The organism is Pseudomonas sp. 2(2015) (assembly GCF_000955865.1).
In the GTDB taxonomy this organism is placed as follows: Bacteria; Pseudomonadota; Gammaproteobacteria; order Pseudomonadales; family Pseudomonadaceae; genus Aquipseudomonas.
This window is the reverse complement of record NZ_JYOF01000010.1, coordinates 143266-159745: the sequence shown is the minus strand read 5'-3', so window position 1 is coordinate 159745 and position 16480 is coordinate 143266. Positions and strand designations below refer to the sequence as shown.

At 65.1% G+C, this 16480-nt stretch carries 11 protein-coding genes; 2 read left to right on the top strand and 9 right to left on the bottom strand.

Annotated features, from left to right (window positions below):
• The first annotated feature begins 163 nt into the window (after positions 1–163).
• On the top strand, positions 164–862 hold the full coding sequence (locus UB48_RS14470) for a pirin family protein (protein WP_045198185.1): 699 nt from the start codon (positions 164–166) through the stop codon (positions 860–862).
• 110 nt (positions 863–972) lie between these two features.
• Here the strand turns inward: UB48_RS14470 and pgm are convergent, their stop codons facing one another.
• The 9 genes from pgm to UB48_RS14425 form a co-directional block, all read right to left on the bottom strand.
• Positions 973–2610: a phosphoglucomutase (alpha-D-glucose-1,6-bisphosphate-dependent) gene (gene pgm / locus UB48_RS14465; protein WP_045198183.1), complete on the bottom strand. Its 1638-nt coding sequence runs from the start codon at positions 2608–2610 to the stop codon at positions 973–975.
• 95 nt (positions 2611–2705) lie between these two features.
• Positions 2706–4967 carry an ATP-dependent DNA helicase gene (locus UB48_RS14460; protein ID WP_045198181.1) on the bottom strand — a complete coding sequence of 754 codons (2262 nt, stop codon included), beginning with the start codon at positions 4965–4967 and terminating at the stop codon, positions 2706–2708.
• The gene (locus tag UB48_RS14455; RefSeq protein ID WP_045198179.1) at positions 4964–6607 is read right to left on the bottom strand and encodes a VRR-NUC domain-containing protein; all 1644 of its coding nucleotides are present in this window, start codon (positions 6605–6607) and stop codon (positions 4964–4966) included. Before UB48_RS14455 ends, UB48_RS14460 begins: the two co-directional genes overlap by 4 nt.
• A 92-nt stretch (positions 6608–6699) precedes the next feature.
• Positions 6700–9129 (bottom strand): TonB-dependent receptor, encoded by a 2430-nt coding sequence (locus UB48_RS14450; protein ID WP_045198177.1) that lies wholly within the window; start codon positions 9127–9129, stop codon positions 6700–6702.
• 105 nt (positions 9130–9234) lie between these two features.
• The gene (locus UB48_RS14445; RefSeq protein ID WP_045198174.1) at positions 9235–10200 is read right to left on the bottom strand and encodes a FecR domain-containing protein; all 966 of its coding nucleotides are present in this window, start codon (positions 10198–10200) and stop codon (positions 9235–9237) included.
• Positions 10200–10712 (bottom strand): sigma-70 family RNA polymerase sigma factor, encoded by a 513-nt coding sequence (locus UB48_RS14440; RefSeq protein WP_045198172.1) that lies wholly within the window; start codon positions 10710–10712, stop codon positions 10200–10202. Before UB48_RS14440 ends, UB48_RS14445 begins: the two co-directional genes overlap by 1 nt.
• 40 nt (positions 10713–10752) lie before the next feature.
• Complete coding sequence (locus tag UB48_RS14435) at positions 10753–12156, bottom strand: PLP-dependent aminotransferase family protein (protein WP_045198170.1); 1404 nt, start codon at positions 12154–12156, stop codon at positions 10753–10755.
• Positions 12156–13649 carry a hypothetical protein gene (locus tag UB48_RS14430; protein WP_052676520.1) on the bottom strand — a complete coding sequence of 498 codons (1494 nt, stop codon included), beginning with the start codon at positions 13647–13649 and terminating at the stop codon, positions 12156–12158. Before UB48_RS14430 ends, UB48_RS14435 begins: the two co-directional genes overlap by 1 nt.
• A gap of 492 nt (positions 13650–14141) precedes the next feature.
• Positions 14142–15167, bottom strand: coding sequence for a zinc-dependent alcohol dehydrogenase family protein (locus UB48_RS14425; RefSeq protein ID WP_045198168.1), 1026 nt, complete (start codon positions 15165–15167; stop codon positions 14142–14144).
• Between the two features lie 199 nt (positions 15168–15366).
• On the opposite strand from UB48_RS14425, the gene UB48_RS14420 reads away from it, so the two are divergent.
• A complete protein-coding gene (locus tag UB48_RS14420; RefSeq protein WP_045198166.1) occupies positions 15367–16281 on the top strand; it encodes a LysR family transcriptional regulator in 915 nt (304 codons plus the stop codon).
• The last annotated feature ends 199 nt before the right edge of the window (positions 16282–16480 follow it).

The window sequence follows — 16480 nt, the reverse complement described above, 5'->3', positions numbered from 1 at the left end:
AGCCGATTACTTGTAGATCAGTGAATTAGGCGATGAAGCGTACAAATTACCGCAGCTCTATATATCGACAAGCATGATTATTATCAGCCGAAATTTACGCTTATTTTCGATCATTGATTGATGGATCATTTGTCCCATCCACTCACTTTCGAGGACAACCATCATGCTGCAACTGCGCCCGTTCAAGAGCCTTGGCCATGCCAACCATGGTTGGCTCGACGCCCATCACCACTTCTCGTTCGCCGAGTACCACGACCCGGCGCGCATGCACTGGGGTACCCTGCGGGTCTGGAACGACGACCTGATCGCCGCCGGCAGCGGCTTCCCGCCGCACCCGCACCGGGACATGGAAATCATCACTTATGTACGTGAAGGCGCCATCAGCCACCAGGACAACCTGGGCAACAAGGGCCGGACCGAAGCCGGTGACGTGCAGGTGATGAGTGCCGGCACCGGCATCACCCACAGCGAGTACAACCTGGAGCAGGTCGATGCGCGCATCTTCCAGATCTGGATCATCCCGCAGCGCGTCGGCCAGGCGCCGTCCTGGGGCACCCGGCCGTTCCCCAAAGGCGAGCGCGGCGAAGGCTTCGTGACCCTGGCCAGCGGCCGTGAAGGCGATGAGCAGGCGCTGCAGATTCGTGCCGATGCACGCCTGGTGGCGGCGACCTTGCGCGCCGGGGAAAGCGCCGAATACCGCTTCGAAGCCGGGCGTCGAGGCTACCTGGTGCCGGCCAAGGGCCTGGTTGAAGTCAACGGCGTGAGCGTCGAAGCCCGTGACGGGCTGGCGATCGAGGATGAGCAGGTGCTCAGGGTGATGGCGGTGCAGGACAGCGAGATAGTGCTGGTTGATGTCGCCTAGGGCCGCTATGCGGCCCATCGCTGGCAAGACCAGCTCCCACAGGTCAGGTGATATCTCTCAGATATTTGCAACACCTGTGGGAGCTGGCTTGCCAGCGATGCTTTTAGCGATCAGGCAATCGCCGCGTCCACCAGTTCCTGGGCTTCGGCCACCAGGCGCTGCAGGTGCGCTTGATCGATGAAGCTTTCGGCGTAGATCTTGTAGATGTCCTCGGTACCCGACGGCCGCGCGGCGAACCAGCCGTTGGCGGTCATCACCTTGAGGCCGCCAATGGCCTGGTTGTTGCCCGGCGCATGGCTGAGGATCTGCTCGATCGGCTCACCGGCGAGCATGGTCGACTTGACCTGTTCGGGTGCCAGCTTGCTCAGCAGGGCCTTTTGCTGCGGGTTGGCCTTGGCCTCGACGCGGGTGGCAAACGGCTCGCCCAGCGCAGCGGTAAGCTCGGCATAGGCCTGGCTCGGGTCGCGGCCGGTGCGCGCGGTGATTTCCGCCGCCAGCAAGGCCGGGATCAGGCCGTCCTTGTCGGTGGTCCAGACGCTGCCGTCCTTGCGCAGGAACGAGGCGCCAGCGCTCTCCTCGCCACCAAAGCCCAGGGAGCCATCGAACAGGCCGTCGGCAAAGAACTTGAAGCCCACCGGCACCTCGAACAGGCGACGGCCCAGGCGCGCGGTGACGCGGTCAATCAGGCCGCTGCTAACCACGGTCTTGCCCACGGCGGCGTCGCTGCGCCACTGGGGACGGTGCTGGAACAGGTAGTCGATAGCCACCGCCAGGTAGTTGTTCGGGGCAAGCAGGCCATTTTTGGTAACGATCCCGTGGCGGTCGTGGTCCGGGTCGCAGGCAAAGGCCACGTCGAAGCGCTCGCGCAGGCCGATCAGGCCCTGCATGGCGTACGGCGAGGATGGGTCCATGCGGATCTGCCCGTCCCAGTCGACCGACATGAAGCGGAAAGTCGGGTCGACCTCGGTGTTGACCACTTCCAGGTTGAGCTTGTAGTGCTCGGCAATCGCCGACCAGTAGCGCACCCCTGCCCCGCCCAGCGGGTCGACGCCCAGGCGCAGGTTGGCGCCGCGGATCACGTCGAAGTCGATGACGTTTTCCAGGTCGGCGACGTAGCTGGCGACATAGTCATGACGGTGGGTGGTGCTGGCCGCCAGCGCCTGCTCATGGGCCATGCGCTTGACGCCGTCGAGGCCCGCTGCCAGCAGGTCGTTGGCCTTGGCCTCGATCCACTTGGTGACATCGCTGTCGGCCGGGCCGCCGTTGGGCGGGTTGTACTTGAAGCCACCGCTTTGCGGCGGGTTGTGCGACGGGGTGATGACAATGCCGTCGGCAAGGCCGCTACTGCGCCCGCGGTTGTAGCAGATGATGGCGTGGGACACCGCCGGGGTCGGGGTGTACTCGTCGTCCTTGGACAACATCACCTCAACGCCGTTGGCCGCCAGTACCTGCAGGGCGCTGGCTGCGGCCGGGGTCGACAGCGCATGGGTGTCGGCGCCGATGAACAGCGGACCGTCGATGCCCTTGGTCTGGCGGTACAGGCAAATGGCCTGACTGATGGCCAGCACGTGGTTTTCGTTGAAGCTCAGGTCCAGGGAGCTGCCACGGTGCCCGGAGGTGCCGAAGGCCACGCGCTGGGTAGCGATGCTGGCATCGGGCTGGCCGGTGTAGTAGGCGGTCAACAGTTGCGGGATATCCACCAGCACGGAGGCCGGGGCCGGTTTGCCCGCCAAAGGACTGAGCTTCATGCAAAACCTCAAGAAAGGATGTTCAGGGTGATGAAAACACGCAGTTTACTGGCACTTTGACCAGCAAGCGACCGTGACTATCCCCGCGCCGGCGATTATTTCTGCTCAGGCGCCCACCAGGCCGGAAACATGCGCTGTACGCGGGCTTCGGCGAAGCGGTCATCGATCAGCAACAGCGTGCCACGGTCGTCGCTGCCGCGAATCACCCGGCCGGCCGCCTGGATGACCTTCTGCACCCCGGGATACAGGTAGGTGTAGTCGAAGCCTGCGCTGAACAGCCGGGCCATGCGCTGCTTGATCTGTTCGTTGACCGGGTTGACCTGGGGCAGCCCGAGAGTGGCGACAAACGCGCCGATCAGGCGCGTGCCCGGCAGGTCGACACCTTCGGCAAAGGCGCCGCCGAGCACGGCAAAGCCGACGCCCTGGCCCTGGGGAACAAAACGCTCAAGAAAACCCTGGCGCTGCTGCTCGTCCATGCCCGGCGCCTGGCTCCATTGGCTGATGGCCGGGTAGCGCGCGGCCAACAGGCTCGAGACCTGCTGCAGGTAGTCGAAACTGCTGAAGAACGCCAGGTAGTTGCCCGGCGCCTGGGCATACTGCTCGGCGATCAGCTCGACGATTGGCGCCAGCGACGCCTCGCGGTGCTGGTAACGGGTCGAGACGCTGCTGATCACCCGCACCTGCAGTTGCTCGGCGGCAAACGGTGAGGCGACCTCGAGCCAGGCGCAATCGGCCGGCATGCCGAGCAGGTCGGCGTAGTAATGGCGCGGGCTCAAGGTGGCGGAAAACAGGGTGGCACTGCGCGCTGCAGTCAGCCGCGGGCCGATCAGCGCCGCCGGCACCACGTTGCGCAGGCACAGGGTCGACAAGGCGCGCTTGCCCGGGCCCGGGCGCTTGCTGATATCGAACAGGAAGTGCTCGTCGAACAACTCGCTGACGCGGCTGAACTGCAGCGCCTGAAAGAAGAACTGTAACACCGCAGGGTCAATACCAGTCGGCGTCTGGTTGAGTTGCTCCTGGATCAGCCCGATGCACTGTTGCAAGGCCTTGAGCAGGGCGTCGGGCAGGCCGTCGACCACCCGGTAAGGCGCCAGCTGCGCCTTGTGCAGGGCATTCCACTGGCGATTGAGGCGCTCCAGGGCGCTGCCCAGCCCGGCCGGCTTAAGCTTGCGCAGGGTCAGCAACTGGCCCTGGTCGAGGCTTGCGCTGTACATCTGCCGGGCCCGCTCGACCAGGTTGTGCGCCTCGTCCACCAGCAGTGCCAGACGCCACTGGTTGGCCTGGGCCAGGCCGAACAACAAGGCGCTCTGGTCAAAGTAATAGTTGTAGTCGGCCACCAGCACATCGACCCAGCGGGCCATCTCCTGGCCCAGGTAATAGGGGCACACCTGATGGGCCAGGGCCACCTCACGCAGGGCGGCCTTGTCCAGCACCGCCACGGCCTGGGCGGCCTGGCGCGCCGCTGGCAGGCGGTCGTAGAAGCCCTTGGCCAACGGGCAGGCATCACCATGGCAAGCCGTGCCGGGGTATTCGCAGGACTTGTCGCGGGCAACCAGCTCCAGGCTGCGCAGGGCCGGCTGGGTGGCGCTGGCCATCACCTGGCGCAGCGCCTCCAGCCCCAGGGCGCGGCCGGGGGTCTTGGCGCTGAGGAAGAGGATTTTGTCCAGTTGCTGCGGGACCATGGCCTTGAGCAGCGGAAACAGCGTGCCCAAGGTCTTGCCGATGCCGGTGGTGGCCTGGGCCATCAGGCAGCGGCCGGTGCTGACCGCCTTGTAGACGGTTTCGGCCAGTTCACGCTGGCCATGGCGAAACTGCCCGTGGGGGAATGCCAGGGCCTGCAGGCCCTGATTGCGCAAGGCCTGGCGCTGCAGCTGCTGCTCGGCCCAGTGCAGGAAGATCGCACACTGGGCGTTGAAGAACTGTTCAAGCTCCTGGGCACTGCGCTGCTCTTCGACCAGGGTCTGTTCATCGTTGTCGACATTCAGGTACACCAGCGCCAGGCGCAATGCCGGCAACTGGCGCTGCTGGCACAACAACCAGCCGTAGACCCGGGCCTGAGCCCAGTGCAACTGGCGATGGTTGTCGGGCTGGCGCGCCAGGTCGCCGCGATAGGTCTTGATTTCTTCGAGGCGGTTGAGCCGCGGGTCGTAGCCGTCGGCGCGGCCGCGCACCTGCAAGGCCGCATACTGGCCTTCGAGGCTGACCTCGGCCTCGTAGCCCTCGCCGCGCCCGGCCACCACCCGCCGGTGGCCGCTGATGCCCTCCTGGGCCGTGGGCGACGGGGTGAATCGCAGGTCGAGGTCGCCGACCTTGGCGGTAAACTCGCACAACGCCCGCACCGCCACGCTGTAGCTCATGGCGCCCAGTGCACGTGACAGACTTCCACCGGCAGGCCGTGCCCGGCGCAGAATTCGATCCAGCGCAGCTGGCTGTCCTGCAGGCGGTCACCCGGGCCCTTGACCTCGACCATGCGGTAGCGTTGCTGCTCGGGCCAGAACTGGATCAAATCAGGCATGCCCGAACGGTTGGCCTGGATGTCTTCGAGCAGGCGCTCGAAACAGCTTTTCAGGTGTGCCGGGGGCAGGCAGGCCAGGGCTTGCTCAAGCAGTTCTTCGCTGAGCACCTGCCAATAGACGAAGGGCGATTGCAGCCCCTGCTTGCTGACAAAATGACGGCGGATGGTCTGCCGGTAGCTGCCGTCGTCCAGTTGCCCCAGGCAGCGGGCGAACAGCTCGCTGCGCCGGCTTTGGAACTCGGCGTCGTGCAAGTCCTGCGGGGCGCTCTGGAACGGGTGGAAGAACGCCCCCGGCAACGGCGCGAAGATCGCCTCCCAGCACAACAGGCCGAACAGGCTGTTGAACAGGCTGTTCTCGACGTAATGCACCTGCCCGCCGCCCTGCCCCAGGTGCAACTGCACGGCCTGCTCGACGCCCAGCGCCGCCAGTTCGGCCGGCAGTTGCAGCTCGACCAGGCTGACCTGGGGCTTGGCCCGCCGTGGCTGCGGCGGCCCGCCCAGCTTGCGCTGCAAACGCGGCAGCATCCGCGCCAGGGCCTGGAGCTCAAGGCTGTTGGCCGGTTGCCGGGCAATCTGTGAGGCCAGTTCGAACGCCTGCGCCCACTGCTCGCTACGCTCCAGTACCCGCACATGACGGATGCGCGCCTGCGGATGCTGGCTGCGCGGGTAGATGCGCAGGGCCAGCGGCCAGTCACCGAGGCGCTCACTGTGCTGGCCAAGCTGGTACAGCAGCCGCGAGCGACGGCGCAGCAGCCAGGGGTTGTCGCTGTCCAGGCACTCGATGTGCCCGACCACCTGTTCAAGCGCCACGCCCTGCTCGAGCAGCTCGGCGCACTGGTGCAAGGCCAGCGCCACATCGATGTCGCTGCGCTGGCGCAAGGCCCGCGAGTCGGCGCTGAAGGCCACCTGCTCGTAGCGCAGCAGGCCCAGGTCGGCCAGCACGAACTCCGACCAGTCCTGGTACAGGTTGCCGAAGAACAGCAGGCGCAGACGGTCGCACAAGGCCTGCAGGCGTAGTTCGATGATCGGCTCGGCAAAGCCCGGCAGCCATTGCTGCAACGGCTGCGGCGGCAGCTCAAGGGCCTGCAACTGGGCCAGCAGTTCGCCCTTGGCTGCCCGTGGCCGTTCGAGCCGGTCGGCAAAGCCCTGGGCCAACTCGTCCTTGCGCAGCAGCTGGAACAGCTGCTCAAGGCTCAGCACGCCGTCATCGACCACCCAGCCCAGGGCCAGCAATGGCGCCAGGGCAGCCTGGGTCGAGCCGATTTCGGCGTAGTCGAGCTTGCTCGGGCGAAACAGCTGACCCTTGCGCATCACCATGCGCACCAGCAAGGCCCGGGCCGCCTGCGGCTGCTGGCGAAACTGGCTGATGAAGGCCTGCTCCTGGTCGTCGAGCAGGTCGGCATAGCGCAGCTCGATCCAGTCGAGCACTTGCTGGAAGTTGTGCAGGTAGTAGAACGGGTCGTCGACGGAATGGGCGATCACGGCGCGGTACGGGCTGGCGGCTGGAGTACTGGTTATACATACAGACGCCGCCCTCTGGCAACCTGCGGGCGACCAACGCGCTGCCTAGCGCATCAGAAGTCCACCGTCGCCGACAGCTGCAAGGTTCGCGGATAGCCCGGCGAGATGGCGCCATAAGAGGCTACGCCCGACCAGTATTCGCGGTCGAAGACGTTCTGCAGCGTGGCCCGGAAGGTGGTCGGGCGCCCGTCGATGCGGGTGCTGTAGCGGGCACCGGCATCAACGCGGGTCCAGGCGTCCAGCTCCTGGGTATTGGCCTGGTTGATGTACTGGCTACCGGTGTAGATCGCCCCACCGGTCAGGGTGAAGCCCTCGGCCCAGGGGGTGTCCCACTCGGCCCAGAGGTTGGCCTGGACATCCGGCACCCCCACCGGCTCATTGCCCCGGTTGGCAGCGGTGGCCGAGTCGGTCAGCTCGCCGTCGAGCAGCGTCACCCCGCCGAGCAAGCGGGTGCCAGGCGCAACTTCACCGAACATGCTCAGTTCGATCCCGCGGTTGCGCTGTTCTGCCTGCACCGAGAAGACATTGCCGCTTGCCAGTTCGCCACTGGGTTTCTCGATCTGGAACAGCGCCAGGGTGGTCATGAAAGTGCCGTGCTCGTACTTGACCCCCAGTTCATGCTGCTTTGACTCGTAGGGCGCAAAGGCCTCACCGGCGTTGGCCGCCGTGGCCGGGGCGATATCGCCCTTGCTCAGGCCTTCGACGTAGTTGTAGTAGAACGAGACGTCGTCCCAGGGCTTGACCACCAGGCCGACCACCGGCGTGGTGGCGCTGTCCTTGTAGCGTGAGCTCACTACCCCGGTGGCGCTGTAGTTGCGCGACTCGATTTCCTGGCGACGCACACCCAGGGTCAGTTGCAGGCGGTCTTCGAGCACCGACAAGGTGTCGGTCAACGCCACGCCGGAGAGTTCCGACTCGGAGATGCGCAGCACCTTCGGCGCACTGATGTACTGCTTGGGCACATCGATCGGGTGGTAGATGTTGGAGAGGATTTCGCTGCCGTTGTTGATGCCCCGGGACAATTCGTCCTGATAACGGGTCGCCATCAGCGTGGCCGTATGGGTGACCGGGCCGGTGTCGAACAGCGCGCGCATGCCCACGTCCGCCGTCGAACGGTCGACGTTGAACTTGTAGTAGCCGGGAATGTTGCTGGTGTCGCCCGCCTCGTTGAGGATTCGCGGTACCTGGTCGGACATCCGCTTGACGTCCGCCTTGCCGCCGCCTGCGTGGGCAAACACCGTGACGGAGTCGTTCAGGTCATACTCGCCGCCGAGCAGTGCCGATTGCTCGCGGGTATTGGACCAGCCCCAGTCCTGCGGCAGGTTGCTGCGCCCGTTCGGCGCCGAGGGCACGTCGATGCCCGGGGCGACGGTAAAGGGCCGCGAGGAGGCGTCCCATTTTTCTTTCTGGCTGATGAAGTCAAGGTTCAGGCGCAAGCGCTCGCCCTGGTAATCCAGGGCAATGGCGCCGATATCCAGGGCGCGTTGCTGATCGTCAATGGCCGTATCGCCCTGGGCGACACTGCCGTTGAAACGTACGCCCCACGCTTTCTCGCTACCGAAGCGGCGGCTGATGTCCAGGTGCCCGCCCACCTGGGTGTCGGAACTGTAGCTGGCGGTAAAACGGGTCAGGTCTTCGGCCAGCGGGCGCTTGGGCACGATGTTGATCACCCCGCCGACGCCGCTGTTGGGGGAAATGCCATACATCAGCGCCCCGGGCCCCTTGAGTACCTCGACCCGTTCGGCGTATTCGGTAAACACCCGGTAGTTGGGCGCCACGCCATACACGCCGTCGAAGGCCAGCTCACCGAGGTTGCCTTCGCCCACAGCAAAGCCGCGAATGAAGAACGAGTCGACGATCCCGCCGGTCTGCCCGGTCGAGCGCACCGACGGGTCGCGTTCCAGGGCATCGGCGACGGTGACCGTCTGCAGGTCGGCCAGGGTCTTGGCGGTGTAGCTGGTGACGCTGAACGGCGTGTCCATCACGTCCTTGTTGCCGAGCATGCCCACGCGCCCGCCACGGGCCACCTGGCCACCGGCATAGGCCTCGGGCAGGCCACCTGCGCGGGTACTGGTGGCCTCGATGGTGGTGGCGTCCAGAGTCAGGCCGTCGCCGCCGGCAGGCAGCCTGGCGAGGGTGAAACTGCCGTCGGCGCGCTCAAGCAATTGCAGGCCGCTGCCGGCCAACAGCCGCGCCGCGCCGTCGTGCGCTGTGTAGCTGCCGCGCAGGCCCTGGCTGTGCTGCCCTTCGGTCAGTGCCGGTTCGAACGACAAGGCCATACCAGAGGCCATGGCAAAGCTCGACAGCACGCGCCCCAGCGGCCCTGGCGCAATGTCGTAGGCCTGGGCGGCGACGGCATCCAATGGCTGCGCGGCGGCAAGCCACGAGGCGCCACTGCCTGCGACCAGGGTAAGACCGAGCATGGCGCTACGCACGGCCAGGGCCAGGGGACGTTGAGCGCGAGGGCGACTTGCAACAGACATGACTGAGGGATCCTTTGGACTGGATAAATGAGGGGTGCACTCCCCTTGCCAGTCGAAACGCAAAAAAGTATCAGCGCCAGCCAGGTTTATTTTCCTGCGCCTGACTCAGGCCGGCGTGAGCAACAGCCAATAGCCGTTCAGGTGCGCCTTGACCGCCAGCGGGTAGGTCGCTGCCAGCATGTTCAAGCTGCGCTGGCTGTCGTTGAGCGGGAATGCGCCCGATACGCGCAGGTCGGCGATCTGCGGGTCGCAGCGGATGAAACCGCGCCGATAACGGCCAAGCTCAGCGGCAAAATCTTCCAGGCGCATGCGGTCGGCAAGCAGCATGCCCTGGGTCCAGGCGCTGATGCTGGCGTCGACCGCCTGTGGTGCACGGCTGCTGTGGGCATCGAAGTCGGTCTTTTCTCCGGCGCGGACAACCTGCACCGCGCCAGGGCGTGCATTGGCCGGTTCGATGCGGACGGCCCCTTCGAGCACCGCCAGGTAAGTCCGCCCGCCCTGCTCGCGCACGCAAAACCGCGTGCCCAGCGCTTGCATGCGGCCTTCGCGGGTGCCAACCCGCAACGGCCGTGGCGGCTGCTGGCGGTCGGTGGCGGTGTGCACGAGGATTTCGCCACGCCGCAACTGGATGAAGCGCTGCTGCGCGTCATAGCGCACATCGATGGCCGAGTCGGTGTTGAGGAACACCCGGGTGCCGTCGGCCAGGGTCAACTCGCGGCACTCGCCCAGCGCAGAGCGGTAGTCGGCCATCCACGCTTGCTCGTCGCTGACCTTCCAGCCGGCCCAGGCGGCTGGCACTGCCGCGAGCATCAACGCCAGGCGGGCGATGGCGGCGCGCCGGCGCGGGTCTGCCGGGCGATCGAGCGCCGACATGGCCAGCGCCGGCGGCAAGCCGCCGAGTTTGCCCAGCAACAATTCGGCGCGCTGCCAGGCGCGCTCACGTTCGACGCTGCTGGTGCGCCAGGCCGCCCACGCCGCCTGCTCGGCCTCAGAGGCCTCGCCTTCGCTCAGGCACATCAGCCATTGCGCCGCTTCATCGAGCGCTTGCGGGTCAATCGCGGTTGACGTCATCACTCCACCAGCGTCAGGCACTGCAAGAAGGCCTGTTTCATGTAGCGTTTGACGCTGATCAGCGAAACGCCGAGCTGTTCGGCAATCTCGGCGTACTTCATGCCATTCAGTTGCGACAGCAAAAAGGTGCGCCGGACCACCGCTGGCAGGGCATCGAGCATGGCATCGATTTCGTGCAGGGTCTCAAGCACCAGCAGGCGCTGCTCTGGGGACGGCGCCTCGGGCACCGGCAGTTGCGCCAGCGCCGTCAGGTAGGCGCGCTCCAGCGATTTGCGCTGGCACCAGTTGGCGAGAATGCCGCCGGCGACGCAGTTCAGATACGCCCGCGGGTTGTCGAACACCGCCACCTTCGAAGCGAGGATGCGGGTGAAGGTATCCTGCGCCAGGTCTGCTGCATCCAGCGCATTGCCCAGGCCCTTGCGCAGCCTGGCGTACAGCCAGCCGTGATGGCCACTGTACAGCGCCTCGACAGTACGCAGGTGGGAGTCGGCAGAAGGCAGCACATCGCTCATGGGGTGGCGGTTTTTTTGTAATTGATAACGATTTTCAATACTAATTTAAACCGTTGCTGCGCCGCAACTCATCACTGAGCACACTCAAGCCGTAGGGCAAGTCCCCTTGCGGCCCGGCTGGCCAGCCCAGGCGCAGGTGCTGGCGAAAATCGCCCTGCAGGCTGAACAGCTCGCCCGGGGCAATCACCAGGCCCTGCTGCAGCAGGCGATGGAACAACGGCCGGGTCTCTACCGGGGCGCATACCCGGGCCCAGATGCAGCCACCGCCGGCGGGCATCTGGAACTCCAGCTGCGAGCCCAGGTACAGCTGCATCTGCCGGTACAGGAGGCCCAGGCGCTCGTGCAGACGCGCCCGCAGTTGCTCCAGGTGCACATCGACACGGCCCTTGCTGTACAGCCTGGCCACGGCTTGCTGGCGCAACGGCGGCAGGCGAAACCCGCGCAGCAGGAACTGGCGCAGCAAGGGCCCGTGCCACTGGCGCGACAGCAGGAAGGCGTAAGGCGCTTCGGCGCCAACGCTGCGCTCCAGCGACGAGAACACCAGCAGGCGCTGCGGGTCGACCAGTTCGCGCAGGTCAGCGCCAGAGCCTGGGCTGAGGCACAATTCGCTGTCCAGGTCGTTTTCCAGCAGCCACACGCCGTGCTGGTTGAGCAACCTGGCCACGGCCTGGCGCGCGGCCTCGGGCATGATGCTGCCATGGGGCAGGCTCAGGCGCGAGGCCAGCATCGCCAGGCGTACCGGCTCGTCGCGCAGCAGCCGGGCAAAGCGCTCGAGATCAAGGCCGCCGTCGGCCTGCAAGGGCACTTCGAGCACCCGTATCCGCGCCGCCTGAAACACCCGCAGCAAACGCCAGGAACAGGGCGTGGTCACCACCACGGCGCTGTTGTGCAGTTCAAGGGCGGCCAGGGTGGTCTCCAGCAACGAGCGCAGGTCCAGCGCCAGGTAGACATCCTCGGCGCTCCAGTACAACTGCGCCGAGCGGGTATAGCGCGCCGCCAGGGCGGTGCGCAGTTCCAGCTCGCCACAGGGCTGGGGGGCGCCGCCCAGGCGCGGGTACTGGCGCAGCAACTGGCGCTCGATGCCCAGCAAGGTTGCCTCCAGTGACTGCGGCGCCTGCTCCTGGCCGCCGCTGAGCACCAGCATGCGCGCCGAGTTGGCGTGCTGCTGCAAATCCTGGAGCAGATCGCCAGCGCTGGGCCGTGCCGGCTCAAGGGCCGGCCCCCTGGCGTAGTAGCCCGACTTGGGCACCGGCTGCACCCGCCCTTCGTGCTCAAGCAGCGAATAGGCGTACTGGACCGTCGAAATCGACACGTTCAGGCGCTGGGCCAGGTCGCGCAACGACGGCATCCGGCTGTAGCTGCCCGGCGCCATCTGCTCGATCAGCTCAACCAGGTAGCGATACACCGCCCGGTAGGCGAACTCGCTACTGTGCGGGGCTTTCATCAGTACCGGCCTGGCTGCTCTGCCTTGAGCCAGGCCCAGGACGGCGGCTGCACGCGCAGGTGGCGCAGGTCGGCGCCGCGGCCCTGGATTCGCGCCAGCAACGAACGCGGCCGGGCCCAGCTTTCCGGTTCACGCAGATAGAGCATCTGCAGCAGTGGCAGGTCCAGGCCACTGATGTCGACCATCCACTGCACCACCGGCTCCGGCGCCGGCAATCGTTGCAGGGCCTTGTGCAGGTAAGGCAAGGCCACCAGCATGCCGGGGTGACAGCGGCGCAAAAACACCTCAAGGCGCAGGCCCCGGGAAACAAACGGCGCAAACAACTGGCAGACCAGCTGCGCTTCGCTCAAGCCGTAGGCCTGCAAGGCGAAGTCGCTGGCCTGGCTACGGCGTTGCTGTAACTGCTCGGCGTGCTGCCAGCGGCCCAGCAGGCGCACCTGCAACGTGCGCGGCAGGCCCTTGCGCTGCATGCGCTGGCGCGCCTGGCGCAGGTAGGCATCGACGCCTTCGCGGTAGTCGCTGTCTTCGATGAACTGCCCGTGCAGCCCGCTCAGGTGCGCCAGCAACAGCGGGTTGGCGGTGCCCGCCTGCGCGCAGGCAAAGTACTGCTCGTCGAAGCGACAGCCCAGAAAGCGGTTCAGGCGCTCGTCATACGGCAGGTCGGGGTCATGCACCAGGTCATCGATGATGATGAAGCGCATAGCCGGCGCACAGTAATCGCCGTTGGGCCCGGTAGCCATGGGCCGGGCCTGGCCGTACAGCTGCTGCAGGTAACGCTGGCGCAACTCGCTCATGCCCTCGCACAGCGACGTGGCACAACTGTGAATCGGCCGGATGCACAGCAGGTCTTCCTCGCGCAGGGCGCGGCGGCTCCAGGCCAGCAGGCGCCTGCGCTCGGGCAGCGGCTGGGCGGTGATGATGGCATCGACACCGCCGCGCCAGCCGATGGCCTGGCGGCACAGCTCGGCAAGGCGCAGGGTGCCATGGCTACCGAAACCGGCCCGTGGCCCGCCAGCGAGCAAATGCCCGAACAACAGCAATTCGTGACGCTCGGCCAGTTGCTGGCTCTGGGAAATAGCGTGGCGGCGGTCGAATGGCAGCAACTGCTGGTCATCGAGCATCAGCAGCTCGACCCGCGGATCATCGTGCAAAAACAGCGCCGAGAAGCCCTGCTCGATATTGTTCAAGGCCGTAGTACTCATGCCGGCCTGGCGCACCACGGCGATACGCAGCTCGAAGGTGCCCGGCGAGCGCGCGGCAATGCTCAGTTGCGCCGCGCGCAGGCAGGCCAGGGCATGGCTGGCATTCTGGCTGCCATCATGGGCGAACATCAGCCTGAAGCCGTTGATGCGCTCGGCGCCGCCCGCCGCGACAATCAAGCGTTGAATCAATAACTGCAAAGAGGCCCGCTGGGCCTGGGACAAATGCTCCAGCAAGCGCGCCAATACTTGCTGGTAGATATACTGCATGGCTTGATCGTGAATGCTGCTCATAACGCCTACCCGATTTCAATAAACGGCCACCTGAAAGAAAAAGATTCCATCGAAGAACTTTCAATCAGCAAAGAAGGATAAATAAGTTTATCCTCAGAAACTTCCTACAACTTCCTACGGAAATAACTTCAGAAGCTCTTGCTCACCATCGTTCTTCCCTCCCCCAGTCCGGCAGCACAGCGCCTTTAACCCCTGGCTTACGACCCATCATGCCTCGCTCCGTGAGACGACTATTGAAGAACTATTATCGGGCGTTGCCCCGCGAATAAAAGATACAGATCACGGTAAAAAAACCATTCAGATTCATCTTCGACAATACCGATAATCAGACAGGCTGCCTGTGCTTTTTCCTATTGCACAAACATAGCGCAAGCAGGCAAGCGCCAGCAGGCAAAGTTACCTCGGAAACATCCTAAACAACCCTGGGAAATACCCACAAAAAAGCCCGAGTCAATGCTCGGGCTTTTGCCGTGATGGACAGTCGTGCTGCGTTTACTCCGCCTGCGACAAGTCCAGCACCAGCCGGCCGCCGCACGGGCATTCGTCCATGTAGCGGTGCGCCTCGACCACCTTCTCGAACGGGTAGGTCTTGATGATCAGCGGCGTCAGCAGCTTGTCGGCGGTGAACTGGTTGATATCGCGCAGGGCGCGCTGCAGCGCTACCTGGTCCTGGCTGATGCCCAGCTCCGGCTTGCCGGTGAAGTTGCCGATGCAATGCACGAAGAACTGGATGTTCTTCTGGAACGCCGCACAGGCCGGGAACGGCGTCTGGTTGCCGCCTTGCAGGCCATACAGCACCAGGCTGCCACGCGGTGCCAGGGCATCACCGAGCAAGGCCATCTGCGGCCCGCCAAGGCCGTCGAGGACCATATCGACACCGCGGTTGTCGGTGTACTTGTTGATCTGCATGAGCAGGTCCTGCTCTTCGGTGACGATCACCTTGTCGGCACCGAGCTTGATCAGGTAGTCGCGCTGCTCGGCCTCTTTGGTCGCGGCAAACACCTTAAGGCCCAGGGCCTTGCCCAGTTGCACGAAGGCTGGGCCGGCGCAGTGGCTGGCGTCGGTAATCAGCGCGGTTTGCCCGGCCTTGGCCCGCGCCAGGTCGACGAAGGCAAAGTAGGCGATCAGCAGCGGCGTGTAGTGCACGCTGGCCTCGACCGGCGAGAGAATCTCGGGGTAACGGGTCAGGGCATTGCGCGGCATGACGATGACTTCGCCGTACACCGGGTGCTCGTTGGCACTGCTGGCCGGAAAGCTGGCAACCTTGTCGCCAATGGCCAGGTCATCGACACCTTCGCCCACGGCTGTAACCACACCCGCCATCTCGTGTCCGATACCGGCAGGCAGGCGCGCCTGGGACGGCGCCAGGTTCTGCCGCCAGAGCACGTCGTACCAGCTGATGCCGATCGCTTCAACGCGAATCTGCACCTCGCCAGCCGCCGGTTGCGCCGGGGCCTGCTCTTCGATCTTGAGCACCTCGGCCGGGCCGAACTTGTGGAAACGGATCATGCGGGACATCGCAAACCTCGCCAATTGAACCTCTAATGCCCTGAACTCTATCCGGGCTTTGACGGTTAGACCATCAGTGGCCATTAATAGTCAACATGCTTGTCATTGATTGATGGTAATGCAGCGTCCATCAAATTATGCGGTGCAGGGTAGCAGCCTTTACCCGTAAGATTCACCCCTGCCCCATCCGCCTTGTGAAGCCGAGCCGATGAACCGTAACGACTTGCGCCGCGTCGACCTGAACCTGCTGATCGTCTTCGAGACCCTGATGCACGAGCGTAGCGTGACCCGCGCGGCGGAAAAACTCTTCCTCGGCCAGCCGGCCATCAGCGCCGCCCTGTCGCGCCTGCGCAACCTGTTCGACGACCCGTTGTTCGTGCGCACCGGGCGCAGCATGGAACCCTCGGCGCGGGCGGTGGAGATCTTCGCCCTGCTGTCGCCGGCGCTGGACTCGATCTCCACCGCAGTCAGCCGCGCAGCGGATTTTGACCCGGCGACCAGCACTGCGGTGTTTCGCATCGGCCTGTCGGACGATGCCGAATTCGCCCTGCTGCCGCAACTGCTCAAGCGCGTACGCGCCGAAGCCCCGGGTATCGTCCTGGTGGTGCGCCGGGTCAACTACCTGCTGATGCCGGCGCTGCTGGCCTCGGGAGAAATCTCGGTCGGCGTGAGCTGGACCAACGACCTGCCGGCCAACGCCAAGCGCAAGGTGCTGCGGCGCAGCAAGCCCAAGGTCCTGCGTGCCGACAGCATGCCCGGGAGCCTGAGCCTCGACGACTTCTGCGCCCGCCCCCACGCCCTGGTGTCGTTTGCCGGCGACCTGGGCGGGTTCATGGACGAAACCCTGGAAAAGGTCGGGCGCAAGCGCCACGTAGTCCTTGCCGTGCCGCAATTCAACGGCCTGGGCAGCCTGCTGACCGGTACCGACATCATCGCCACCGTCCCCGACTACACCGCCGAAGTGCTGACCGCCGCCGGCGGCCTGCGCGCCGAAGACCCGCCGCTCGATGTGCAGACATTCGAGCTGCACATGGCCTGGCGCGGGTCGCAGGATAATGATCCGGGGGAGCGGTGGTTGCGGTCGCGGATTCAAATGTTTTTTGGCGATCCGGACAGCCTCTGAAAGCACTTCAGAACCTGCGCCAGCTGTTCAACGCACTCGCAACCCGAGTGAGTACAAGGCCAAGCTTTGCCTGAACAACGCCCTCATCAATCACACTAATGATTACTATCGAGTACCCCACCTGTCTGCTTGCCACAACCACCCCCTATAATCGCCTGCAGATTTCCCCCGCTCCCCCCGCCTGCCCCAGGCGATATCC